Origin of the sequence: Oceanibaculum pacificum, assembly GCF_001618175.1 — a bacterium.
GTDB lineage: Bacteria > Pseudomonadota > Alphaproteobacteria > Oceanibaculales > Oceanibaculaceae > Oceanibaculum > Oceanibaculum pacificum.
In genome coordinates, this window is the sequence record NZ_LPXN01000001.1 from 42,305 (window position 1) to 64,942 (window position 22,638).

The following is a 22,638-nucleotide window of genomic DNA, read 5'->3' on the forward strand; positions in this document are numbered from 1 at the left end:
CTCAGTAATGCACGCGGCGTTCGATATAGCGGAACTGCACGACGGTCAGGCTGATGACGATGACCATCAGGACAACCGACTGCGCCGCCGATCCGCCGAGATCCAGGCTGACGAAACCGTCGGAGAACACCTTGTAGACCAGCGTCTCGGTCGCCTTGCCCGGCCCGCCCTTGGTGACGGCATGGATGATGCCGAACGTGTCGAAAAAGGCGTAGACGATGTTCACCACCAGCAGGAAGAAGGTGGTCGGCGACAGCAGCGGGAAGATGATGGTCCAGAACCGGCGCGAGGGGCCCGCGCCGTCGATGGCGGCGGCCTCGATCAGCGATTTCGGGATCGCCTGCAACCCGGCCAGGAAAAACAGGAAATTGTAGCTGATCTGCTTCCAGGCCGCGGCGAAGACCACCAGGGTCATCGCCTGGCCGCCATTCAGCACATGGTTCCAGTTATAACCCGTCTGCTTCAGCCAGAACGCCACCAGGCCGATCGACGGATTGAACAGGAACAGCCACAGCACGCCGACAATGGCCGGGGCCACGGCGTAGGGCCAGATCAGCAGGGTGCGGTAGACATTGGTGCCCTTGATCACCCGGTCGGCCATCACTGCCAGCACCAGGGCCATCCCCAGCGAGAGCACCGTGACCGAGATGCTGAAGACAGCCGTGGTCTTGAAGGATTCGAGGTAGAGCCGGTCGGAAAACAGATTTTCGAAATTCTCGAACCAGACGAACTCGCTCGACAGGCCGAAGGCGTCCTCGATCAGGAAGGATTGGTACAGCGCCTGGCTTGCCGGCCACAGGAAGAAGATGGCCGTGATAATCAATTGCGGCGTGACCAGCAGGAACGGCAGCAGCCTTTGGCGAAAGACGACGCGCTTTTCCATCTCGTTCGCTTGCCCGGAATAAAAGAGAAGTCTTTAACAGGAACGGGCGGCGCATCCGCAGACACGCCGCCCTTGTCGCTGTACGACGAGATGTCCTTACTTGTTGGCGCGCTCGAAGCGACGCAGCAGCTCGTTGCCGCGCGCGACAGCGTTGTCCAGCGCGACCTTGGCGGTCTTCTGGCCAGCCCACACACCTTCGAGCTCTTCGTCGATGATGGTGCGGATCTGGTCGAAGCTGCCCAGGCGCAGGCCCTTGGAATTATCGGTCGGGGCCTTGCCGGTCATCTGGATGATGGCGATGTCGGTGCCGGGGTTCTTCTCGTAGAAGCCCTGCTTCTTGGTCAGCTCGTAGGAAGCCGGGGTGATCGGCAGATACCCGGTCTTCTGGTGCCAGTCGGCCTGCATTTCCGGCGAGGAGAGGAAATTCAGGAAGGTGGCGACGGCCTTGTATTCCTGCGCGCTGTGACCCGCCATCACCCAGACCGACGCGCCGCCGATCATGGTGTTGAGGGGAGCATCCGGAACATCGTCGTAATAGGGCAGGTTGGTGATCGCGAAGTCGAATTTGGCTTCGTTCTTCACGCCCGCATAGCCGGCGGAGCTTTCCACCATGATGGCGCAATCGCCGCTGCGGAACCGGGCGGCAGCCTCGTTGCGGCGGCCGCCATAGATGAACTTACCTTCCTTCGACCATTTGCCCATATTGTCGATATGGCGAATCTGGTACTGGCCATTGAAGGCGAGCTCGGCATCCATGCCATTCATGCCGTTCGCCTTGGTGGCGAAGGGCAGGTTGTGGTAGGCGCTGAAATTCTCCAGATGGGCCCAGGACTGCCAGGAGGTGGTCATCGGGCATTCGACGCCCGCGGCCTTCAGCTTGTCCAGCGCGGCGCCGACTTCCGGCCAGGTGCGCGGCAGCTTCTCGGTGTCCACGCCGGCCTTCTTGAACAGATCCTTGTTCACGTACATGACCGTGGTGGAGCTGTTATACGGGAAGGACAGCATGCGGCCGTCGAGCGTGCTGTAGTAGCTGGTCACGGCCGACAGGTAGTTCTTGGGATCGAACGGGAAGCCGCCCTCGTTCATGACCTCGTACACCGGCTTGACGGCGCCCTTGGCGGCCATCATCGAGGCGGTGCCGACTTCGTACACCTGCAGCAGATGCGGCTGCTGCTTGGCACGGAAGGCCGCGACGCCGGCATTCAGCGTCTCGGAGTAGTTGCCCTTGTTGGTGGCAACGACCTTGTAGTCCTTCTGAGAGGCATTGAACTGGTCGACCTGGCCCTGCAGGATTTCGCCCAGGCGACCGCCCATGGCATGCCACCACTGGATCTCGGTCTGGGCATAGGCGGCGCTGGCGCCGGTGAGGGCCGCCGCGAAAACGCCGGCAGCGAAAGCTGTCTTGCGAAGCAACATGATACAATCCCCCCTTTGGGAAACGTCCCGAGAATTCGGTAAGGCCCCTTGTATGCGGGTCCTATTATGACTTGGTGACATTTATATGAAGCTTTTCTTTCAGCCAAATCTTTTCGGCGTCGGTTCGCCCGCAAGCTTCGGATAGTTGTGAAAAACGGCATCGGGGTAAGAAGTCAGTCATGGATATGCCCTTTGGAGGAAGCCTGATGAGCGACGATGCCGCCTGGCGCCAGGTACTTGACCGCGACCCCGCAGCCGCCGGCGCCTTTGTCTATGCCGTAACCAGCACGCACATCTATTGCCGGCCGACATGCCCGAGCCGCCGGCCAAGGCGCGAGAATGTCCGCTTCTACGCCGTGCCGGAAGCCGCCGAGCAGGCTGGCTATCGCCCCTGCAAACGCTGCCGGCCGGAAGCGGCGGTGCCGGCCGATCCCCGCCTGGCCGCCGTGCGGCGCGCCTGCCGGCGGATCGAGCAATCCGAGAATCCGCCGGGGCTGGAGACGCTGGCCGCGGAGGCGGGGCTAAGCCCATTCCATTTCCAGCGCCTGTTCAAGCAAACGGTCGGGATCAGCCCGAAGCATTATGCCGATGCAAGACGGCAGGCCCGGCTGCGGCATCATCTGCAAAAGGGCGAAGAGGTGACCAGCGCGCTATACGGCGCAGGCTATGGCTCGGCCAGCCGGCTCTACGAAAAGGCGGATGCATATCTTGGCATGACGCCGGCGACCTACCGCAAGGGCGGGGCCGGCGCGCTCATCCGCTATGCAATGTCGGACACGCCACTGGGCCAGCTCTGCGTCGCCGCGACCGAGCGCGGCGTGTGCGCCGTGTTGCTGGCCGACGACGCGGTGGAGGCGCTGGCCGATCTGGCGGCCGAATTCCCCAAGGCGCAGCGGCTGCCGGATCCGGAGGGGCTGGGCGAGGCGCTGCAAGCGATCCTGCGCCATATCGCCGGGCAAAGTCCGCATATCGACCTGCCGCTGGATATTCGCGCCACCGCCTTTCAGCGCCAGGTATGGGACAAGCTGCGGCAGATTCCGCGCGGCGAGACACGCTCCTATACCGACATTGCCGCCGCGCTGGGGGCGCCACAATCGGTGCGCGCCGTGGCCCGGGCCTGCGCCAGCAATCCCGTCGCCATCGTCATTCCATGCCATCGTGTGGTGCGACAAAATGGCGACCTTGCCGGCTATCGTTGGGGATTGGACCGGAAGCGCCAGCTACTCGCGCACGAACGCAACTCTTAACATCTATCCACAACCTGCTGAATATATTATAAATACTCTCGATCTTTGGACGTGACCGAGGGGGCGTGTCTTTCGATGTCGGGGGTGGTATCAGTAAAATCCATACACATCGAAGGTAGATTCCGTAAAGGCGCTATCGTCCTCAAACGGTTTTGGCCATTGCACTTTGTATTGTTGCCAGGCTGGTTAGTATTCGATCGTGGGTAAATCGCCTCGCAAAGCAGAGGCTCGCGGCCTCAGAGCGCATCCGTCCCAGCGGCCGCCGGGACGGCAAAGGAAGACCGGGCGAGAGAATAGAAACAATAAGCCTCGAATTTTAAGCTTCTGCGCCAAATGGCTCGCTGTCGCCACGATCTGGGGGCTTATCATTACCGGCGGCTTCATCGCTTATTACGCCTACCAGCTTCCCGACATCGATAATCTTGCCGAAGACAGCCGCACTCCCAGTGTCCGCCTGCTGGCGACCGACGGCACGGTGTTCGCGACCTCCGGGCAGCTGCATGGCGAGCCGCTGACGATCCGCGAGATGCCGGCGCACTTGCCGCGCGCCGTGCTGGCGATCGAGGATCGTCGTTTCTACCACCATTTCGGCGTCGATCCCTGGGGTCTGGCGCGCGCGGCGGTGACCAATTTGCTCACCGGCCGGGTCGTGCAGGGCGGCAGCACCATCACCCAGCAATTGGCCAAGAATCTGTTCCTGACGCCGGAGCGCAGTTTCGACCGCAAGGCCAAGGAATTGCTTCTGGCGCTCTGGCTGGAGCGTAAATTCAGCAAGGACGAGATTCTCGCCATCTATCTGAACCGGGTGTATTTCGGTGCCGGCACCTATGGCGTCGATGCCGCCGCCTGGCGCTATTTCGGCCATTCCGCGCGCGAGGTGACCATCTATCAGGCGGCGATGCTGGCGGGGCTGCTGAAAGCGCCCTCGCGGCTCAGCCCGGCGCGCGATCGCAAGCCCGCGGATGCCCGGGCGCGCCAAGTGCTCGCCAGCATGGTCGATGCAGGATTCGTCGATTCCGCCAAGGCCGCCGGCGCCGCCAAGCAGGGCACCGCTTTAGCGCTGGGCGCCGGCGGCAATACCGGCAGCCGCTATTTCGCCGATTGGGTGCTGGATCAGGTCGCCGGCTATGTTGGCTATATCGGCAAGGATCTTATCGTCGCCACAACGCTGGAGCCGGGCCTGCAGCGCTTGGCCGAGCAGGAGGTGACGGCTATTCTGACGCGCGAGGGCAAGGCGCGGAATGTGGCACAGGCCTCGCTGGTGGCGCTCGACCTGGATGGCGGCATCCGCGCCATGGTCGGCGGGCGGGATTATGTCGACAGCCAGTTCAACCGCGCCACCCAGGCGCTACGGCAACCCGGCTCCGCCTTCAAAACCTTCGTTTATCTGGCCGCTTTGCAGGATGGCTGGAAGCCGACCGACGTGATCGAGGATGCGCCGGTCACCGTGCGCAACTGGTCACCGGTGAATATCGACGGCAAATATCGTGGCAGCATCAGCCTCGCCCAGGCGCTGGCCCATTCCTCCAATGTCGCTACGGTGCGACTGTCGGAACAGATCGGCCGTAACCGGGTGATCGAGACAGCCCGCCGCGTCGGCCTGTCGAGCACGCTGGAGAACCACCCCAGCCTGCCGCTCGGCGTCGACGAGGTGACGTTGCTGGAGCTGACCGGCGGCTATGGCGCCATCGCCAATGGCGGCCAGGGCGTGCTGCCCTACGGTATCCGCGAAATTCGGGAATCCAACGGCGCCGTTTTGTATCGACACGGCCATTCGGGCATCGGCCCGGTGATGTCGCCGCAGGAGGCGGCGCAGATCACCGACATGCTGAGCCGTGTCATTGAGGAAGGCACCGGCCGCGCCGCCAAGCTGACGCGCCCGGCCGCCGGCAAGACCGGCACCAGCCAGGATTTCCGCGACGCCTGGTTCATCGGCTTCACCAGCGACCTGGTAACCGGCGTCTGGCTCGGCAATGACGATGGCAAGCCGATGACCAAGGTGACCGGCGGCGCGCTGCCTGCCCAGCTTTGGCGCGGCTTCATGGAGCGCAGTCACCAGGGCCTGCCGCCGCGCCCGCTGGTCGCGCATTCCCTGGTGCGCATCCAGCAGGCCGCCAGCGGCACGCCGGTCAATGCGGTGTCGCTGGACTGAGCCGCCGCCGCACCAGCAGCAGATAGCAGGACAGGCTGGCCAGCGTGCACAGGCCGATGGTCGCGGTCATCGGCACCAGCGTGCCGTCATGCCAATGCCCGACGCCGATGCCGATTAGCGCCGCGAGCGCCATCTGCGTGAATCCCAGCAGCGCCGAGGCGGTGCCCGCCATGCGCGGGTAAGGCCCGATGGCCCCGGCCTGGGCGTTCGGGAAGATCAACCCCAGCCCCGCCATCACGCAGGCGAAGGGCGCCAGCACCGTGCCCACATGGGCGACGCCCAGCAGCGGCAGGATCGCCATCGCAACCCCGCATCCGCTGGCGATCAGCCCGCCGGTCAGGATCAGCCGCTGGATGCCGAGCCGCCCGGTCAGCCGCCCGGCGGTCAGGCTGCCGGCCATGTAGCCCAGCACGATGGCGGCGAAGCAGAAGCCGAAATACGCCTCCGGCACGCCCAGCACCTCGATCATCGCGAAGGAGGAGCCGGAGATGAAGGCGAAGATGGTCGAATAGCCGAAGGCGATGGTCAGCACATAGCCGATATAGATCGGGTCGCGCAGCAGCCGGCCGTAATTGCCGGCCAGCGCCCTCAGCTTCAGCGCCTGCGGGTCGGGATAGGCGTTGGTCTCGTCCAGCAGCAGCCAGATGCCGAGAAGGATCAGCCCGCCGAAGCCGGTCAGCACCCAGAAATTCGCCTGCCAGCCGAACCACACATGCAGCAGGCTGCCCAGGATCGGCGCAGCGGCCGGCACCAGCGCCATGGCGCTGGCCATGTAGGCGAGCACGCGCGCCGCACGCTCCGGCCCATAGACGTCGCGCACCACGGCGCGGCCCAGCACCGGCCCGCAGCAGGCCCCGACCGCTTGCAGCAGGCGCGCCAGGATCAGCGTTTCGATGCTGGTCGCCAGCGCGCAGACCACGCTGGCCACGGCATAGAGGGCGATGCCGCCCAGCATCACCGGCCGCCTTCCAAAGCGGTCGGACAACGGCCCGTAGGCCAGCTGCGCCACGGCGAACCCGACCAGGAAGACGCTCAAGGTTAGCTGCACCTGGCCGACATCGGTGGCGAACACCCGCGTCATCGCCGGCAGCGAGGCGAGATACATGTCGGTCGAGATCGGCCCCAGCGAAACGCAGGCGGTGAGCAGCGCGGCGACCAGGGTACTGTCGGGCTTCGGCCGGTTCATGCGTCAGCCATAGCGGTGCAGGCGTGGACCGTTCAGCTTCAGCCAGCGCTGGGCGGCCTTGCGGTCGACGCCCTGCTGCTCGACCAGCCGCCAGAAGCGCGGCCCGTGATTCATCTCCGCCAGATGCGCCACCTCGTGCGCCACCACATAGTCGCGCACGAAATCGGGCGCCAGGATCAGCCGCCAGCACAGCGAGATGTCGCCCTTCGAGGAACAGCTGCCCCAGCGGCTTCTGGTGTCGCGCACGGTGATGCGGCCCAGCGGCCTGCCCAGCAGCGCCGCGCGGCGGCGGGCCTCCTCGCCCAACTGCCGGCGGGCCTCCGCCTTCAGCCAGTCGGTCACCCGGCGCGGCAGATGCTCCGGCTTGCCGGCGACATGCAGCTCCTCGCCCTCCAGCCAGACCGTGCCGCGCGCTTCCGGCCGGTGTCGGATGCGGCGGTCCTGGCCCAGATAGGGCACGAGGGCGTCGGGCGCGAAGGGCAGAGAGGCCGGCAGCTTCGCCAGCCGGCCTTCGATCCAGCCCTGGTGCCGATGCAGGAAGTCCTTCGCCTCGCCCAGACGCACCAGGCTGGGCAGCACCAGCGTCACGCCGCCGGTCTGGTCGACCCGCAGGATCAGCCGGCGGGCGCGGGCGCTGCGCCGCACCTCGATGGCGACCTCGCGGCCATCGGCCAGCGCCAGCGGGATCGCCTGGCCGCTCACGCCGGCCGCCTACGCACCAGCGTGAGATAGCTCAGCAGCACCAGGCTGGCGGAAAAGGCGAAGGCGATCTGCATCGGGCTATCATGCAGCCCGTGCAGTAATCCGACCAGCAGCGACATCAGCATGGCGATGCCCATCTGCAGGAACCCCATCAACGCCGAGGCGACGCCGGCAATCTGCGGAAACGGGCCGATGGCCCCGGCCATGGCGCTGGGGATCATCAACCCCATGCCGATCAGCATCGCCATCATCGGGCCGATCACCGTGACCGCCGTAATCAGCCCGGCAAGCGCCAGCCCCAACATGGCCAGCCCGGCGGCAAAGACGATGCAGGCCCCGATGGCGACCAGCCGGCTCATCGCCACCCGGCCGCTCAGCTTGTTGGCGAGAAAACTGCCGATGGCGTAGCCGACCACATTGAAGACCGACAATACGCCGAAGATATCCGGGCGGATGCCAAGGCTGTCGATCAGAATGAAGGGCGCGCCGGTCATATAGGTGAACATCGTGCCGAAGGTGAAAGCCAGGGTCAGCGTATAGCCCATATAGAGCCGGTTGCGCAGCAGCTGGCCGAAATTCCGCGCCATCACCGGCACGTCGAGCGCGGTCGGGTCAGGCGATTTCAGCGTCTCCCGCACGCCCAGAAAAGTGACGCAGAGCAGCAGCCCGCCCCAGCCGAACAGAAAGAAGAAGCTGGCCTGCCAGCCGAACAGCACCTGCAAGACACCGCCTAATACCGGGCCCGCCGCCGGCGTCGCCGCCAGCGCCAGGCCGATCAGCGCCATCACCTTGGCGTAACGCGGCCCGTCATAGAGGTCGCGGCCCATCGCCCGCGCCAGCACCTGGCCGGAACAGGCGCCGATGGCCTGGAACAACCGGGCCGCGATCAGCCATTCGATGCTGGGGGCGAGCGCGCAGGCCAGACTGGCGGCGGTATAGATCGCCAAACCGCCCAGCAGCACCGGCCGCCTGCCATAACGATCGCACAGCGGCCCATAGACAAGCTGCGCCACCGCGAAGCCGGCCAGGAACACGGTCAGCGTCAGCGCCACCGTGCCGCCATCGGTGGCGAAGATGCCGGTCAGCGAGGGCATTGCCGGCAGATAGATGCCGGTCGACATCTGCCCCATCGCCACCAGCAGCGTGAGATAGGCGATGGTCCAGGCGGAATCGGGTCGGATCATATTAGGCGCGCCAAATATCGGGCCCCTGATATACGACGGCGAGGGACCGTTGCCCAGACGGGAATGCGCGGGATTATCGCCCATCTTGACCGCATCGTCGCGACAACCAACATGCTCTGCTAGTCTGGGGCGCACAGATGCCCCGCCACGCAACAGAAGCAATCCTCCATGTCCGATAGCAATTCCACCGTCTGGCACGGCACCACGATCCTGTCCGTCCGCAAAGGCGGCAAGGTGGTGGTGGCCGGCGACGGCCAGGTCAGCCTGGGCCAGACCGTCATCAAGTCGAACGCGCGCAAGGTGCGCCCGCTGGCCGGCGGCGATGTGCTGGTCGGCTTTGCCGGGGCGACGGCCGACGCCTTCACCTTGTTCGAGCGGCTGGAAGCGAAGCTGGAGCAATATCCCGGCCAGCTGACCCGCGCCTGCGTCGAGCTGGCGAAGGATTGGCGCACCGACCGCTATCTGCGCCGGCTGGAGGCGATGATGGCCGTGGTCGACAAGGATGTATCGCTGATTCTGTCGGGCACCGGCGACGTGCTGGAGCCGGAGGACGGCATCATCGCCATCGGCTCGGGCGGCATGTATGCGCTGGCTGCGGCGCGCGCGCTTGCCGACCGCGACGACATGGATGCCGAGGCCATCGCCCGGCGCGCCATGGGCATCGCCGCCGACATCTGCGTTTACACCAACACCAACCTGACAGTGGAAAGCCTGTGAGGCGGCCCGCCCTCGCCGCGCTCCTGCTACTGATCGCCGGCGGCCCGGCCTTTGCCTTCGACCTGCAGGGCCATCGCGGCGCGCGCGGGCTGATGCCGGAGAATACGCTGCCGGCCTTCGCCAAGGCGCTCGGCCTGGGGGTGACCACGCTGGAACTCGATCTCGGCATGACCAGCGGCGGACAGATCGTGGTGACCCACGATCCGCGGCTGAACGGCGATGTCGCCCAGGGTCCGGACGGCGCCTATGTCGGCGCGGACGCCCCCCTGATCCGCGACCTGACGCTGGCGCAAATCCAGACCTACGATGTCGGCACGCTGCGGCCCGGCAGCGGCTACGCCAACAGCTATAAAGAGCAGCAGGCGATTCCCGGCACGCGCATTCCGCGCCTGGCCGATATCGTCGCCCTGGCCGAAAAGGCCGGCGCCGCCGATATCCGCTACAATATAGAAGTGAAGGTGGACCCGACCCGGCCGGAACTGACCGCCGAGCGGGCCGACTTCACGCAAGCCGCGGTGAAGGAGATCGAACGGCTGGGCATCGCGGACCGCACGACGCTGCAATCCTTCGACTGGGCGGTGCTGATGCAGGCGCAACAGATCGCGCCCGGATTGCAGACCGCTTATCTGACCATCGGTCGCGGCCGGATCGACAATCTGCAGCGCGGTCGGCCGGATGCCTCGCCCTGGCTGGGCGGGCTGGATATCGACACATTCGGCGGCTCCGCCCCGAAAGCGGTGGCGGCGGCCGGCGGCAAAATCTGGTCGCCCTTTTTCCGTGACCTGACCGACGAGGAGCTGAAGGCCGCCCGCGATCTCGGCCTTGCCGTCATCCCCTGGACGGTGAATGAGCCTGGCGACATGGCGACGCTGATCGAGCGCGGAGTCGACGGCATCATCACCGATTATCCCGACCGGCTGCGCGCCGTGATGGCCGAAAAGGGCATGGCCCTGCCGCCCGCCTACCCAGTGCAGCCCTAGTTTAGACGCTCATTCACGCCCATTTAACGCATTCCGACCCGTTAGAGACAGAATCCCATCATGACCGCTTTCAGCCCCCGCGAGATCGTCTCGGAGCTCGACCGTTTCATCGTCGGCCAGAAGGACGCCAAGCGCGCCGTCGCCATTGCGTTGCGCAACCGCTGGCGTCGCCAGCAGCTGCCCGAATCGCTGCGCGAGGAAGTGCTGCCGAAGAATATCCTGATGATCGGCCCGACCGGCGTCGGCAAGACCGAGATCGCCCGCCGCCTCGCTAAGCTGGCGCAGGCCCCCTTCATGAAGGTGGAGGCGACGAAATTCACCGAGGTCGGCTATGTCGGCCGCGATGTGGAACAGATCATCCGCGATCTGGTGGAAGTCTCGCTGACCATGACCCGCGAGCGCATGCGCAAGGAAGTCGAGGCCAAGGCCCAGCTCGCCGCCGAGGAACGCGTCATCACCGCGCTGGTCGGCGAGGGTGCTTCGGCGGAAACCCGGCAGAAATTCCGCAAGATGCTGCGCGAAGGTCAGCTCGACGACAAGGAGATCGACATCGAGGTCGCCGATACCAGCGGCGGCGGCATGCCGACCATGGACATTCCCGGCATGCCCGGCGCGCAGATGGGGATGATCAACCTGAACGACATCTTCGGCAAGGCGTTCGGCCAGCGCACGCAGAAGAAGAAGCTGAGCGTCGCCGATTCCTACGCCGTGCTGGTGGAGGAGGAGGCCGACAATCTGCTCGACCAGGACCGGGTGACGAAAGAGGCGATCCAGGCGGTGGAGCAGAACGGCATCGTGTTCCTGGACGAGATCGACAAGATCTGCGCCCGCTCGGAACGCGGCGGCGCCGATGTCAGCCGCGAAGGCGTGCAGCGCGACCTGCTGCCGCTGATCGAGGGCACGACGGTGGCCACCAAGCGCGGCTCGGTGAAGACCGACCATATATTGTTCATCGCCTCGGGCGCGTTCCACCTGGCCAAGCCGTCCGACCTGCTGCCGGAATTGCAGGGCCGCCTGCCGATCCGCGTCGAGCTGCGGGCGCTGACCCGCGAGGATTTCAAGCGCATCCTGACCGAGCCTGAAGCCAGCCTGATCAAGCAATATGTCGCCCTGCTGGGCACTGAAAAAGTGACGCTGGACTTCACCGATGACGCCATCGACGCGCTGGCCACCCTGTCGGCGGAGATCAACGCCACCGTCGAGAATATCGGCGCGCGGCGGCTGCACACGGTGATGGAACGCCTGCTGGAGGAGGTGAGCTTCACCGCCACCGACAAGCCCGGCGAAACCATCACCATCGATGCCGCCTTCGTGCAGAAGAATGTCGGCGACCTGGCCAAGAACACCGACCTCAGCAAGTTCATTTTGTAAGCCAAGCCCCCTTGCTTTCCTCTCGTCATTCTCGGGCCTGACCCGAGAATCCAGACTTTCGCCCCGTCGCTGGCTGGATAATCGGATCAAGTCAGACGATGACAAAGAGGGAAGTTGGAGGGGGCGCGCCGCTCTTATCCAAGCTTGTCTCGGCTTCGAAACGTCATATAAGCAAATCGCCTAAAAAGCTGATATATTGCTTTTTATCGAACTGTCATTCCGGCTGGACAGGCTCGTCCCGTTCGATTTGGGCGATCAGCGCTACCAGGCGGTCGCGATCCAGATCGGCGATTCTGCGGGCAAGCAGATGGGCGAGACGGGTGGCTTCCGGCGGCAGCCCGGCGGTATCGATCACCACGCGCGGATGGGAGGTTTCGGCCAGCCGCTTCAGCGCCTCGGCATCGTCCCAGATCAGCCCGAAATAGCCGCAGATCTGGTGGATCAGCCCATCCGTCGGCCGGCCGCGATGGCCATGCTCCAGGGCCGACAGATAGGCGGAGGAAACCTGCAAGGCCGCCGCCATCTGCTTCAGCGTGCCGCCGCGCTCGGCGCGCAGATCGCGCAGTTTCTGGCCGAAGGGGGTCATGCCTCCTCCCGCATCCGCCGCAGCAGGATATAGAGCGCGCCGCTGCCGCCATCCTTCAGCTGGGCCGGCGTGAAGGCCAGCACCTTATCGCGATTGCCGGCCTCGTTCAGCCAGCGCGGCACCTCGCGTTTCAGCACGCCGGTCTCGTAGCGGCCGAATTCGTCGCGCTTGGTGCCCTTGCCGGTGATCACCAGCACGCAGCGCAGGCCGCGCGCCTGCGAGCGGGCAATGAAGCCGTTCAGCGCCGCATGCGCCATATCCTGGGTCATGCCGTGCAGATCGATGCGCGCCTCGATCTCCATCTGGCCGCGCTTCAGGCGAAGCTGGCTGCGCTTGTCGAGGCCGGGCGCGCGGTCATGCTTCAGCTCCGGCAGCTTCACCGGCGCCTTGACCGGGGGCGCGGGGGGCTGGGGCAGCGGATCGTCCTTCGGCACCCGGCCGCGCTTGCGCTTGGCGGGCGACACGCCTTCGGCCATCGGCGCGGTTGGCACCGGCTCCACATCGGGCGGCAGATCGAGCGCGCCGAGGCGCCTCTTGGCCTTTTCCGCCAGCGGCTTGGCGTCCTTCACGACGAGGCGGAACAGGGCTGCCTCGTCCTTCGTCGCGCGCCGCCGAGCCATGGTCAATCGTCGATCAGAACGATATGCAGCCGCCGGGGACCGTGCGCGCCCATCAGGATTTTCTGTTCGATATCGCCGGTGCGCGACGGGCCGGTGATATAATTCACCGTGCGCGGAAGCTGGCCCGGATAGGCCTCCCGCAGCTTCTTCCAGCCATCCTCATAGGCGCCCACGACCTGGCTGGCCTTCAGCACCACCATATGGGTCTCGGGCAGCAGGTTCAGCGTGGTCGGCGTGCCGGGGCCGGAGGTCAGCATCAGCGTGCCGGTCTCCGCCACGCCGGCAAAGGCCGGGGTGACGCTGACGGCGTCCGGTTCCTCGGCGCGGCCGGTCTTGATGGTCAGCGTCTTCTTCCGCGCCCAAGGCAGGCCGGTCAGCCATTCGTCCGGGGCGAGACGCAATTCCGCCGGCAGATTGTGCTGCTTCAGATAGTCGGCGACCGCCTCGGGCACATCGGCCGCGCTGGCCACCCGGCTGACGGTGGTCTGCACGCCTTCCGCCATCTCGACGAAAAGCCGCACCTGGTCGGCATGCGGGCGCTGGGCGCGCTGCGGGATCAGGTTCGGCTGCGAATTCTCCAGCCGGCGGGTCAGTGCTTCGGCCTGCTCGCCCTCGATCTTGGTGCGGCCGAGAGACCGGCGGATCCCGGCCAGGATCTGGTCGCGTGACGACATGTCGGGCATCAGGCGGCCCTCTTTTTATCGCGGTAGAGTTGCTGGAAGGTGCGGCCCTGCGGCGCCGGCATGTCGCGCACGGAGGTCCAGCCGCCGGCCAGCGGCAGGCTCTTGAATCGCCCCTTATCCTTGCCGAACCGACCCAGCACCCGCATGGCGAGGCCGGTGACCGCTTGGTACAGCGCCGGCCGCTTGGCGAAGAAGGCCCAGAGGCCGAGGCCGGCGCGGAAGGTGCCCGGCGACAGCTTCTTCTCGAACTCGCGCTTGCGCCATTGCCGCATCATCTTCGGCAGCGGAATGCGCATCGGGCACACGCTTTCGCAGCGTCCGCAGAAAGTGGAGGCGTTCGGCAGGTGCCCGGCCTCCTGCACGCCGACCAGGGTGGGTGTCAGCACCGCGCCCATCGGACCGGGATAGACCCAGCCATAGGCATGGCCGCCAACGGCGCTATAGACCGGGCAGTGATTCATGCAGGCAGCGCAGCGGATACAGCGCAGCATCTCCTGGAACTCGGTGCCCAGCATGGCGCTGCGGCCATTATCCAGCAGCACGACATGATACTGCTCCGGCCCATCCAGATCCTCCGGCCGCTTCGGTCCGGTGGAGAAGGTGGTGTAGACCGACATTTCCTGGCCCGTCGCGGAGCGCGCCAGCAGGCGGAAGATGGTCGCCGCATCGTCCAGCGTCGGCACCACTTTTTCCAGGCTGGCCAGCACGATATGGATTTTCGGCAGGGTCTGGGTGAGGTCGCCGTTGCCCTCGTTGGTGACGATGACGGTGGAGCCTGTCTCGGCGATCAGAAAGTTCGCCCCGGTAATACCGACATCGGCGTCGATGAACCTGTTCCGTAGTTTCGCGCGCGCCTCGTCGAGCAACTGGCGCGGTTCCGACAGCGGCCGGTCCACCGGCAGGTCGTTATGAATCTTGCGGAAGCTTTCCTCGACGTCGGTCTGGTTCAGATGCACCGCCGGCGCGATGATGTGGCTTGGCGGTTCCTTGCGGATCTGGATGATGTATTCGCCGAGATCGGTCTCGATCGGCTCGATCCCGCTTTCCTCCAGGAAATCGTTCAGCGCGATTTCCTCGGCGATCATCGACTTGCCCTTGGTGACCGTCTTTGCATCCACGGAACGGCAGATTTCCAGGATTTTCTCGCGCGCCTCCTGCGGCGTGCGCGCCCAATGCACATGGCCGCCATTCTGGATCACCTTCGATTCGAAGCGCTCGAGATAGAAGTCGATATGCTCCAGCGTATGGTTCTTGATGTCGCGGCCCAGATCGCGCAGCGTCTCGAACTCCGGCAGCTTGTCGATGGCCGCCAGGCGCTTGTCCTGGAACCCCGACCGCATATTGCCGAGCGCGCGTTGCAGGCGTTCGTCATGCAGCGCAGTGGTGGCGTTGCTCTTAAAGGCGTGGCTGGTGGGCTTCATGGCCGTCCCCTATTTCGCGTCGCCGATGGGCGCGTCGCCGGTCATACCGGCCAGCACCTCGGCGACATGCCGCACGCGAACTTTCTCGCCGCGCCGCTTCAGCTTGCCGGCCATGTTCAGCAGGCAGCCGAGATCACCGGCCAGCAACGTGTCCGCGCCGGTGCGGGCGATATCCTCCGCTTTGTCGGTGACCATGCGGTCGGAAATCTCGGGATATTTGATGCAGAAGGTGCCGCCGAAACCGCAGCAGATCTCCGAACCGGGCAGCTCCTTCAGCGTCAGCCCATCGACCGAGCCGAGCAGCCGGCGCGGCTGCTGTTTCACCCCCAGCTCGCGCAGGCCGGAACAGCTATCGTGATAGGTGACGGTGCCGTCATAGCGGGCCTCGACGCGCTGCATTCCCATCACATCGACCAGAAAGGACATCAGCTCATGCGTGCGGCGCGCCAGATGATGCGCGCGCGGCCCCCATTCGGCGTCGTCCTTGAACAGCTCGGGATAATGCTCGTGGATCATGCCGGCGCAGGAGCCTGACGGCGCCACAACGTAATCATAGCCCTCGAAGGCCTGGATCGTGTTGCGGGCAATGTCGCGGGTGTCGCCGAAATCGCCGGAATTATAGGCCGGCTGGCCACAGCAGGTCTGCGCCTCCGGCACCTCGACACGGCAGCCAGCCTCTTCCAGCAACTTGATCGCGGCGAAGCCGACGGAGGGGCGGAACAGATCGACGAGGCAGGTGACGAACAGAGCCACCCGGGGATTTTCCGGGCGGGGGGGATGGGCTGGCATGTCCTCGGCCATGGTGGCTTCCTGGCTTTTGCGGGCTTTGTTGGAAGCTAAAATGACGGTTGTCGGCTGGCTTGACAAGCTGGGCCGGTATTACCACTCAGCTGGCTGGCGTCAGCGCCTTGGGCAGCAGCAGATAATAGGACCCGCCGGACTTCATGCGGCCGGCCCGGTCCGCCGCCTGGTCGCCATGCCCCCAGAACAGATCGCCGCGCACCGGCCCGCGGATCGCGCCGCCGACATCCTGGGCGATCACCAGCTGGCGCAGCCGGGGCGCGCCGGCGTCGGGATGCTCCGCATCGAGCCAGACCGGCGTGCCGAGCGGCACGAAGCGACGATCCACCGCCAGGCTGCGCAGCGGTGTCAGCGCCACGCCCTGCGCCCCGACCGGCCCTTCGCCCGATAGCTCGCGGAAGAAGACGTAGGATGGGTTGGAGTTCATGATCTCGTCGGCCCGGCCGGGATTGGCGGCCAGCCAGGCGCGGATCGACTGCATCGAGACATTCTCGCGCGACAGCTCGCCCTTGGCGATCAGCTCGCGGCCGATGGCGACATAGGGGTGGCCATTCTGCCCGGCATAGCCGACCCGAACCACCTTGCCATCAGGCAGCTGCACCCGGCCCGAGCCCTGGATCTGCAGAAAGAACGCGTCCACCGGATCATCGACCCAGAGAATTTCAAGCCGTTTGCTGTCCAGGGCGCCGCCGACGATTTGAGCGCGATCCTCGTAAGGCTTCAAATTGCCGTCGATCACCCGCCCGGCAATGCGCTGGCCCTTCAACTCATCGCGGAACTGGCCGAGATCGACCATCACCAGATCGTCCGGCCGGCGGTGCAGCGGCACGGAATAACGGCTGGTGCGGGTCAGCGAGCCGTTCAGCTCCGCCTCGTAATAGCCAGTGAAAAGACCGTCGGGATTGCCGTTATTGGCGGCGCGGTAAGGCTGGAACCAGGTTTCAAAGAACTGCCGCACGGCCTGCGGATTATTCGGCAGCGAGGCCGCCGCCTCGCAAGCCGGCAGCCAGTCGCCGATCACGCCGAACCGGCCGTCGGAACCGAAGGCGCGGTCGGCCGGCTGGCGCTTTAGCCGGTCGCAGGATTTCAGCAGGGCTGGCAGGGCGGCAACCTGATCGTCGGCCGTCCAGCCCGGCAAATCGCCAGGGGCAACCGTCGTCAGGGTCAGCGCATCGGGCGGCGGCGCGGGGGGCTTAGCCTGTTCGCAGGCGGCCAGAGACAGGGCGCAGCCGACAATCAGGCTCCAGGCTTTCCGCATGGCCGCGCTCAGTTCGGCGTGCGGGTGGCGACCAGCAGCCAGTTCGGATCGTCGGAACGCGTGTCGCGGGCGAAGGTCCAGATATCGACGATGGTTTCGATTTCGTCCGGGGTGCCGTCGACGAGCCTGCCCTCGGCATCCTGGGTGACGTTGATCTGCTCGCTGACGAACTCCACCGTGATCTGGGCCTCACTGCCCCGCATCGCCGCTTCGGTGATATCGGCGGCCTTCATCGACACCAGCGTGGTCTGCAGGGTTTCCCCGCGTTGCGCGCGCTGTTCGATGGCGGCGGCGAAGCGGTCATAGACCTCATCGGCCAGCAAGGGGCGCAGCGCATCCTTGTCGCCGCGGGCGAAGGCGTCGACAATCATCTCGAATGCCGCGCGGGCACCGCTGGCGAAATATTTCTCGTCAAAGCTGGGGTCGGCGATCTTAACCTGGGTGAGCGCGGCGGCGAGGGAGCCCGGCGGGGCCGGCTCTTGCTCCGGCAGCCCGTCGCGGCGCGGCAATTTCACCACATTCTCGGAATCGCCGTCTTGCGTGGGGCGCGGCTGAAACTGATCGGGGCGCTCGCGCTCGTTACCGGTGCGCCGGCCCAGCACGCTGCGCAGACGCAGGATAAGAAAAGCGGCCACCATCGCGAAGAAAATGATGTCCAGAAAAGGAAATCCGTCGCCCATTCTGTCCTTCGGGCCGGCCTTGCTGGACCTATACCCGCCCTATGCGCTAAGTACGTGGATATATGCCGTCGGCAACACGAACCGACGGGACGATGATTGCCATCGTCGCCGTAATCCCTACATAGGCGTGACCGACCGAAAGAGCAAGCATGCGCCTATTTCTGTTTCTTATTCTTCTCGCCATTCCGTTCACGGAAATCGCGGTGTTCATCCAGGTGGGCGACGCCATCGGTGTCTGGCCCACAATCGCGCTATGTCTGCTGACCGCCCTGGCGGGCAGCTTTCTGTTGCGGCAGCAGGGCCTCGCCACCCTGGCCCGGGCTCGCGCCCAGATCGATCAAGGCAAGATGCCGGTGGGCGAGATGCTGCACGGCCTTGCCCTTATGCTGGCCGGCGCGCTGCTGATCGTGCCCGGCTTCGTCACCGATACGGTGGGGCTGCTGCTGTTCCTGCCGGCTTTCCGGCGATTTCTGATGGGCGGTCTGCTGGCCGGCGCGCTGAAGAATGCCGAGGTGCATGTCGCCGGCGGCGGGTTCCAGGGGGCACGCCCCCAACGGGGGAGGGGAACGGTGATCGACGGCGATTACCAGGATGTCACGCCGCCCGAACCCGGCGCGCCGGACGCCAATTCGCCCTGGCGCCATTTGCCGCCAGGAAATGAGCCGGATGCCGATTCCCCGGATGCCGATTCCAAGGGAGACAAGAAATGATACTGGTCCGTCACGGGCAGTCCGAGTTCAACGTGCATTTCGCCAAGACGCGCCAGGATCCCGGCATCGCCGACCCTTCGCTGACCGATGAAGGCCGCCGGCAAGCCGCCCAGGCAGCGGAAGTGGTGCGCGCGTTCGATATTCGCCATGTTATGGCCAGCCCCTTTACCCGCGCGCTGCAAACCGCCGAGATCATCGCCGGCGCGCTGAAGCTGCCGGTCGAAATCGAGCCGCTGGTGCATGAGCATGCCGCCTTCGTCTGTGATATCGGCACGCCGGCCAGCGAGCTGGGCAAGCGCTGGCCGGGCTGGCGCTTCGACCATCTGCCGGAGCGATGGTGGCCGGAGGCCGAGGAAGAGCATGAGATGCTATCGCGCTGCGAGCGCTTCCGCGACCGCATGGCCACGGCGGAGTTTTACGACCATACCGTCATCGTCAGCCATTGGGGCTTCATTCGCGGCCTGACCGGCTTGCGCGTCACCAATGGCGCGGTGGTGCGGGTGGCAAAGCAGGGCGAGGCGGAATTGCTGCATCCGCTGGAGGCGGCCCTTTCATAACAGGGCCGCGCTTGCCCCCCGCCTGCATTCCGTGTTAGCGACCGGCTACCTCCGTTTCAAGCATTCCGCGAAGAGAGTTTGTCCCATGACCGAAGACACCGCAGACCAGGGCCAGGAACAGCAGACGGCCCAGGCAGGCGCGCTGCCCATCGTCGTGCATGCGCAATATGTGAAGGATCTGTCCTTCGAGAATCCGAATGCGCCGATGAGCCTGCAGCCCTCCGACAAGCAGCCGGACGTGTCGGTGAAGGTCGATGTCCAGGCCCGCCGCCTGCGTCAGGACGACCCGGTGTTCGAAGTGTCGCTGATCATCAATGCGGAGACCAAGAAGGACGATCAGCAGCTGTTCCTGATGGAGCTGACCTATGGCGGCATCTTCTCGATGCGCGGTGCGGCGGAAGAACATCTGCATCCGCTGGTGATGATCGAGTGTCCGCGCCTGCTGTTCCCGTTCGTCCGCGCCATCGTCGCTGAGACGTCGCGCGACGGCGGTTTCCCGCCGCTGATGCTGCAGCCGATAGACTTTGTGGAGCTGTATCGCCGTCGCATCGCGCAGGGCGACCAGCCGGTCGGCCACGCTTAAGCGCCGGAATAGCGGGGCCTATTCCCGCAGCCAGATCGGGTCTTTGATCTTGGCGATCATGGCGGCGTGGGCGGCCAGTTCGGCCTCGCTGAGGAGATGCGGCCGGGGCGGGCGCTTTTGGCGCACCTCTTCGAGCTGCTGCGATTCGGCGACACTGATCTGCTCGCCAGCCGCCAGCAGCAGGCCGGGCTCGCGACCGCCAATCAGCTCCAGGTAAACCCCGGCCAGCAGATCGGCGTCGACCAGCGCGCCATGCAGATCGCGATGGGTGTTGTCGATGCCGAAGCGGCGGCACAGCGCATCCAGGCTGGCCTGCGCGCCGGGGAATTTGCGCCGGGCAATCATCAGCGTATCCACCGCCCGGTCCGACGGCAGGACCGCATGGCCCAGGGCTGAAATCTCGGCATTTATGAAGCGCATGTCGAATTCGGCATTGTGGATCACTAGCCTCGCATCGCCGATGAACTCCAGGAACGCATCGCAGATTTCCGCGAATTTCGGGTAGCCGGCAAGGAAATCGGCCGACAGGCCGTGGACCTTGAAAGCCTCCTCCGGCATGTCGCGCTCGGGATTGATATATTGCTGGTAGGTACGGCCCGTCGGCAGATGGTTATCCAGCTCGACACAGGCGATTTCGACGATGCGGTGGCCGGCCTTCGGGTCGAGGCCGGTGGTTTCCGTATCAAGGACGATTTCGCGCATGGCGGCTCCGGTGGCGAGGGGGGCGGCGAGGGGGGTTGCGTTTCAGGAGTCTGACGATCCGTTTCAGCTGACGCAAGCTCTCTGCGCGGCTGAGGCCCGTGGTGACGACGAAATCCGCCCGCCGGCGCTTTTCGGCATCGGGAATTTGCTTGGCCAGGATCGCGCGATATTTCGCCGGCGTCATTCCCGGCCGGCGCAGCACCCGCATCGCCTGGATGCGGGCCGGCGCGCTGACCACGATCACGGCATCGACCCGCCATTCGCCGCCCGTCTCATACAGCAGCGGTATGTCCAGCACGGCCATTTTGCGACGGCGCAGCCGCATCTGCCGCAGGAACCGGCGCTCCGCCTGGCGAACCATCGGGTGCAGGATCCGCTCCAGCCGGCGCAGCTTTTCCGGATTGCCGAACACGAGGGCGCCAAGGGCGGCACGGTCGACCGCGCCTTGCTTCACCACCCCCGGAAACGCCACCTCGACCACCGGAACCGCAGCACCACCCTTGCCGAGCAGCCGGTGCACCGCCGCATCGGCATCGTGCACCGGAACCCCGAGGGACCGCAGCATCGCGGCCGCCGTGCTTTTGCCCATGCCGATGGAACCGGTGAGGCCAAGCCGGATCATCAGCGCGGCACCACCCCATGTGTCCGCAAAAAATCCAGCAACGGCAGCAATGGCAGACCGAGGATGGTGAAGTAATCCCCTTCGATCCGGCTGAAAAGCTGCGCGCCCAGCCCTTCGAGCTGATAGGCGCCAACGGAATTCAGGATCGGTTCGCCGGCGGCATCCAGATAGGCCTCGATGAAATCCGGCGACAGCACCCGCACCGCCAGGCTGGCGATGGAAAGATTGTGCCAAAGGCGCTGGCCGTCGCGCGCGACGACGATGCCGACCTGCAGCCGATGCGTCTTGCCGCTGAATGCCTGGAGGTGCGCGCGCGCATGGTCGCGGTCGACCGGCTTTTCGAACCACACGCCATTGCAGTCCAGCATCTGGTCGCAGCCGATGACCAGCGCGCCCGGATTGCGGCGCGACACACGCATCGCCTTCGCCTCGGCCAACGCGATGGCGGCGTCGCCCACGGTCGCCCCCTCGGCTTGCAGCGAGCGGCGTATTTCGGCCTCGTCGACCGGCGCGGCCTGGATGTCGAAATCAACGCCGGCATTGCGCAGCAGCTCGGCGCGGATGCGGCTGCCCGACGCCAGGATCAGTTTCTGCGGCGCGGGCCCGGTCAGCAAAGCCTCAGACGGCATCCTCACGCTCCTTGCGTTCCTGATAAAGGCCAAGAATTTCCGCCGCGGTCTCTTCGATCGAGCGACGGCTGACATCGATCACCGGCCAGCCCTGGCGCTCGAATAGCCGGCGGGCCTCCGCCACTTCCCGGCGCACCTCGTCGAGATTGATATAATCGCTCTCCGAGCCTTGATTCAGCATCAGCAGCCGATTCCGGCGAATCTGCACCAGCCGGTTCGGATCGTTGGTCAATCCAACCACCAGCGGCCCCGTCGCGGTGGTCACTTCACGCGGCAGCGGCACCCCCGGCACAAGCGGCACATTCGCCACCTTCAGCCCGCGATTGGCAAGATACAGGCAGGTCGGCGTTTTCGAAGTGCGCGAGACGCCAACCAGAAGAATATCGGCATGGTCGATATCGTGCAGTTGCTGCCCGTCATCGTGAATCAGGGTGAATTGCATCGCTTCGATACGGTTGAAATAGGCGGCGTCCAACTCGTGCTGGCGGCCCGGGCGGCCGCGCACCTTGCGGCCGAGATAGGTGTGCAGGGCCCCCAATACCGGGTCGAGCACCGAGATAACCGGGATATTCAGCCGGCGACCGGCCGCTTCCAGCCGAATCAGTAGCTGATGGTCGACCAGCGTGACCAGAATCGGCCCCGGATGCGCCTCGATGCCGGCGATCACCTTATCGACATGCGTCGAGGTGCGAACCAGCGACCAGGCATGCTCGATCGCCTTCACACCCTCGAATTGCACCAGGCAGGCGCGGGCGACCTGGTGGATCGTCTCGCCCGTGGAATCCGAAACCAGATGAAGGTGGATCGTCTCAGTGCCGGTCATGCCGTTCTCGTCATGCGCTCAGAAACTCTCTGGAAAATCGATAGAATCGGGGATAAGTCGGCTTTTGCCGGGATGCCGGAAATTCGATCCCCCCAGCGCCGATTCGCCAGGGCGAGTTGCTCCGG

24 protein-coding genes are annotated in these 22,638 nt (G+C 65.3%); 8 read left to right on the forward strand and 16 right to left on the reverse strand.

Annotated features, from left to right (window positions below):
- Position 1 precedes the first annotated feature (1 nt).
- Positions 2-883: a sn-glycerol-3-phosphate ABC transporter permease UgpA gene (ugpA, locus tag AUP43_RS00215; RefSeq protein ID WP_067550933.1), complete on the reverse strand. Its 882-nt coding sequence runs from the start codon at positions 881-883 to the stop codon at positions 2-4.
- Positions 884-979: 96 nt separating this feature from the next.
- A complete protein-coding gene (ugpB, locus tag AUP43_RS00220) occupies positions 980-2,299 on the reverse strand; it encodes a sn-glycerol-3-phosphate ABC transporter substrate-binding protein UgpB (protein WP_067550934.1) in 1,320 nt (439 codons plus the stop codon).
- A 206-nt stretch (positions 2,300-2,505) separates the two neighbouring features.
- On the opposite strand from ugpB, the gene ada reads away from it, so the two are divergent.
- On the forward strand, positions 2,506-3,546 hold the full coding sequence (gene ada, locus AUP43_RS00225; RefSeq protein WP_232314835.1) for a bifunctional DNA-binding transcriptional regulator/O6-methylguanine-DNA methyltransferase Ada: 1,041 nt from the start codon (positions 2,506-2,508) through the stop codon (positions 3,544-3,546).
- 475 nt (positions 3,547-4,021) lie between these two features.
- Positions 4,022-5,698, forward strand: coding sequence for a transglycosylase domain-containing protein (locus AUP43_RS00230; RefSeq protein WP_232314836.1), 1,677 nt, complete (start codon positions 4,022-4,024; stop codon positions 5,696-5,698).
- On the opposite strand, the gene AUP43_RS00235 is transcribed toward AUP43_RS00230, so the two are convergent.
- The 3 genes from AUP43_RS00235 to AUP43_RS00245 are packed head-to-tail and all read right to left on the reverse strand — an operon-like array spanning position 5,676 to position 8,770.
- Complete coding sequence (locus AUP43_RS00235; protein ID WP_067550938.1) at positions 5,676-6,884, reverse strand: multidrug effflux MFS transporter; 1,209 nt, start codon at positions 6,882-6,884, stop codon at positions 5,676-5,678. The genes AUP43_RS00230 and AUP43_RS00235 overlap by 23 nt on opposite strands.
- A gap of 3 nt (positions 6,885-6,887) precedes the next feature.
- A complete protein-coding gene (locus tag AUP43_RS00240; RefSeq protein ID WP_067550942.1) occupies positions 6,888-7,586 on the reverse strand; it encodes a M48 family metallopeptidase in 699 nt (232 codons plus the stop codon).
- The gene (locus tag AUP43_RS00245; RefSeq protein ID WP_067550945.1) at positions 7,583-8,770 is read right to left on the reverse strand and encodes a multidrug effflux MFS transporter; all 1,188 of its coding nucleotides are present in this window, start codon (positions 8,768-8,770) and stop codon (positions 7,583-7,585) included. Before AUP43_RS00245 ends, AUP43_RS00240 begins: the two co-directional genes overlap by 4 nt.
- Before the next feature lie 168 nt (positions 8,771-8,938).
- Here AUP43_RS00245 and hslV point away from each other — a divergent pair, with 168 nt between their 5' ends.
- From hslV to hslU, 3 genes are read left to right on the forward strand one after another with little or no spacing between them, the layout of a single operon-like run.
- Positions 8,939-9,487 (forward strand): ATP-dependent protease subunit HslV, encoded by a 549-nt coding sequence (hslV, locus tag AUP43_RS00250; RefSeq protein WP_067550948.1) that lies wholly within the window; start codon positions 8,939-8,941, stop codon positions 9,485-9,487.
- The gene (locus tag AUP43_RS00255) at positions 9,484-10,467 is read left to right on the forward strand and encodes a glycerophosphodiester phosphodiesterase (RefSeq protein WP_067550951.1); all 984 of its coding nucleotides are present in this window, start codon (positions 9,484-9,486) and stop codon (positions 10,465-10,467) included. The genes hslV and AUP43_RS00255 overlap by 4 nt, the downstream gene beginning before the upstream one ends.
- 60 nt (positions 10,468-10,527) lie before the next feature.
- A complete protein-coding gene (gene hslU / locus AUP43_RS00260; RefSeq protein ID WP_067550954.1) occupies positions 10,528-11,838 on the forward strand; it encodes an ATP-dependent protease ATPase subunit HslU in 1,311 nt (436 codons plus the stop codon).
- 214 nt (positions 11,839-12,052) lie between these two features.
- Here hslU and AUP43_RS00265 read toward each other — a convergent pair whose 3' ends face one another.
- The 7 genes from AUP43_RS00265 to AUP43_RS00295 form a co-directional block, all read right to left on the reverse strand.
- Positions 12,053-12,424, reverse strand: coding sequence for a helix-turn-helix domain-containing protein (locus AUP43_RS00265; protein WP_067550957.1), 372 nt, complete (start codon positions 12,422-12,424; stop codon positions 12,053-12,055).
- A complete protein-coding gene (locus AUP43_RS00270) occupies positions 12,421-13,044 on the reverse strand; it encodes a Smr/MutS family protein (RefSeq protein ID WP_067550960.1) in 624 nt (207 codons plus the stop codon). The genes AUP43_RS00265 and AUP43_RS00270 overlap by 4 nt, the downstream gene beginning before the upstream one ends.
- A 2-nt stretch (positions 13,045-13,046) precedes the next feature.
- Positions 13,047-13,727 (reverse strand): LutC/YkgG family protein, encoded by a 681-nt coding sequence (locus tag AUP43_RS00275; protein ID WP_067550963.1) that lies wholly within the window; start codon positions 13,725-13,727, stop codon positions 13,047-13,049.
- Positions 13,727-15,148 (reverse strand): LutB/LldF family L-lactate oxidation iron-sulfur protein, encoded by a 1,422-nt coding sequence (locus AUP43_RS00280; protein ID WP_067550965.1) that lies wholly within the window; start codon positions 15,146-15,148, stop codon positions 13,727-13,729. The genes AUP43_RS00275 and AUP43_RS00280 overlap by 1 nt, the downstream gene beginning before the upstream one ends.
- 9 nt (positions 15,149-15,157) lie before the next feature.
- Positions 15,158-15,949, reverse strand: coding sequence for a (Fe-S)-binding protein (locus tag AUP43_RS00285; protein ID WP_067550968.1), 792 nt, complete (start codon positions 15,947-15,949; stop codon positions 15,158-15,160).
- An 85-nt stretch (positions 15,950-16,034) separates the two neighbouring features.
- Positions 16,035-17,207, reverse strand: a complete 1,173-nt coding sequence (gene mltA, locus AUP43_RS00290) for a murein transglycosylase A (protein ID WP_067550971.1) — start codon at positions 17,205-17,207, stop codon at positions 16,035-16,037.
- 8 nt (positions 17,208-17,215) lie between these two features.
- Entirely contained in the window at positions 17,216-17,887 is a 672-nt protein-coding gene (locus AUP43_RS00295; RefSeq protein WP_067550974.1) for a Tim44/TimA family putative adaptor protein, read from the reverse strand.
- Between the two features lie 149 nt (positions 17,888-18,036).
- Here AUP43_RS00295 and AUP43_RS00300 point away from each other — a divergent pair, with 149 nt between their 5' ends.
- From AUP43_RS00300 to secB, 3 genes are all read left to right on the forward strand, one after another.
- On the forward strand, positions 18,037-18,597 hold the full coding sequence (locus AUP43_RS00300) for an FxsA family protein (RefSeq protein ID WP_067550977.1): 561 nt from the start codon (positions 18,037-18,039) through the stop codon (positions 18,595-18,597).
- Entirely contained in the window at positions 18,594-19,154 is a 561-nt protein-coding gene (locus tag AUP43_RS00305) for a histidine phosphatase family protein (RefSeq protein WP_067550980.1), read from the forward strand. Before AUP43_RS00300 ends, AUP43_RS00305 begins: the two co-directional genes overlap by 4 nt.
- 85 nt (positions 19,155-19,239) lie before the next feature.
- The gene (gene secB / locus AUP43_RS00310; RefSeq protein WP_067550983.1) at positions 19,240-19,737 is read left to right on the forward strand and encodes a protein-export chaperone SecB; all 498 of its coding nucleotides are present in this window, start codon (positions 19,240-19,242) and stop codon (positions 19,735-19,737) included.
- A gap of 18 nt (positions 19,738-19,755) precedes the next feature.
- Here secB and dnaQ read toward each other — a convergent pair whose 3' ends face one another.
- Genes dnaQ through AUP43_RS00330 form a run of 4 tightly spaced genes read right to left on the reverse strand, consistent with a single transcriptional unit; the run spans position 19,756 to position 22,513 of the window.
- Positions 19,756-20,439: a DNA polymerase III subunit epsilon gene (dnaQ, locus tag AUP43_RS00315; protein ID WP_067550986.1), complete on the reverse strand. Its 684-nt coding sequence runs from the start codon at positions 20,437-20,439 to the stop codon at positions 19,756-19,758.
- Positions 20,420-21,061, reverse strand: coding sequence for a dephospho-CoA kinase (gene coaE / locus AUP43_RS00320; RefSeq protein WP_067550988.1), 642 nt, complete (start codon positions 21,059-21,061; stop codon positions 20,420-20,422). The genes dnaQ and coaE overlap by 20 nt, the downstream gene beginning before the upstream one ends.
- Positions 21,061-21,690 carry a Maf family protein gene (locus tag AUP43_RS00325; protein WP_067550991.1) on the reverse strand — a complete coding sequence of 210 codons (630 nt, stop codon included), beginning with the start codon at positions 21,688-21,690 and terminating at the stop codon, positions 21,061-21,063. Before AUP43_RS00325 ends, coaE begins: the two co-directional genes overlap by 1 nt.
- Positions 21,680-22,513, reverse strand: a complete 834-nt coding sequence (locus AUP43_RS00330) for a pyruvate, water dikinase regulatory protein (RefSeq protein WP_067550994.1) — start codon at positions 22,511-22,513, stop codon at positions 21,680-21,682. Before AUP43_RS00330 ends, AUP43_RS00325 begins: the two co-directional genes overlap by 11 nt.
- Positions 22,514-22,638: the final 125 nt, after the last annotated feature.

Coding starts and splice junctions, on each gene's coding strand:
- ugpA (WP_067550933.1), bottom strand. CDS start 883: ATGGAAAAGCGCGTCGTCTTTCGCCAAAGGCTGCTGCCGTTCCTGCTG.
- ugpB (WP_067550934.1), bottom strand. CDS start 2,299: ATGTTGCTTCGCAAGACAGCTTTCGCTGCCGGCGTTTTCGCGGCGGCC.
- ada (WP_232314835.1), top strand. CDS start 2,506: ATGAGCGACGATGCCGCCTGGCGCCAGGTACTTGACCGCGACCCCGCA.
- AUP43_RS00235 (WP_067550938.1), bottom strand. CDS start 6,884: ATGAACCGGCCGAAGCCCGACAGTACCCTGGTCGCCGCGCTGCTCACC.
- AUP43_RS00245 (WP_067550945.1), bottom strand. CDS start 8,770: ATGATCCGACCCGATTCCGCCTGGACCATCGCCTATCTCACGCTGCTG.
- hslV (WP_067550948.1), top strand. CDS start 8,939: ATGTCCGATAGCAATTCCACCGTCTGGCACGGCACCACGATCCTGTCC.
- hslU (WP_067550954.1), top strand. CDS start 10,528: ATGACCGCTTTCAGCCCCCGCGAGATCGTCTCGGAGCTCGACCGTTTC.
- AUP43_RS00265 (WP_067550957.1), bottom strand. CDS start 12,424: ATGACCCCCTTCGGCCAGAAACTGCGCGATCTGCGCGCCGAGCGCGGC.
- AUP43_RS00270 (WP_067550960.1), bottom strand. CDS start 13,044: ATGGCTCGGCGGCGCGCGACGAAGGACGAGGCAGCCCTGTTCCGCCTC.
- AUP43_RS00275 (WP_067550963.1), bottom strand. CDS start 13,727: ATGCCCGACATGTCGTCACGCGACCAGATCCTGGCCGGGATCCGCCGG.
- AUP43_RS00280 (WP_067550965.1), bottom strand. CDS start 15,148: ATGAAGCCCACCAGCCACGCCTTTAAGAGCAACGCCACCACTGCGCTG.
- AUP43_RS00285 (WP_067550968.1), bottom strand. CDS start 15,949: ATGGCCGAGGACATGCCAGCCCATCCCCCCCGCCCGGAAAATCCCCGG.
- mltA (WP_067550971.1), bottom strand. CDS start 17,207: ATGCGGAAAGCCTGGAGCCTGATTGTCGGCTGCGCCCTGTCTCTGGCC.
- AUP43_RS00295 (WP_067550974.1), bottom strand. CDS start 17,887: ATGGGCGACGGATTTCCTTTTCTGGACATCATTTTCTTCGCGATGGTG.
- AUP43_RS00300 (WP_067550977.1), top strand. CDS start 18,037: ATGCGCCTATTTCTGTTTCTTATTCTTCTCGCCATTCCGTTCACGGAA.
- AUP43_RS00305 (WP_067550980.1), top strand. CDS start 18,594: ATGATACTGGTCCGTCACGGGCAGTCCGAGTTCAACGTGCATTTCGCC.
- secB (WP_067550983.1), top strand. CDS start 19,240: ATGACCGAAGACACCGCAGACCAGGGCCAGGAACAGCAGACGGCCCAG.
- dnaQ (WP_067550986.1), bottom strand. CDS start 20,439: ATGCGCGAAATCGTCCTTGATACGGAAACCACCGGCCTCGACCCGAAG.
- coaE (WP_067550988.1), bottom strand. CDS start 21,061: ATGATCCGGCTTGGCCTCACCGGTTCCATCGGCATGGGCAAAAGCACG.
- AUP43_RS00325 (WP_067550991.1), bottom strand. CDS start 21,690: ATGCCGTCTGAGGCTTTGCTGACCGGGCCCGCGCCGCAGAAACTGATC.
- AUP43_RS00330 (WP_067550994.1), bottom strand. CDS start 22,513: ATGACCGGCACTGAGACGATCCACCTTCATCTGGTTTCGGATTCCACG.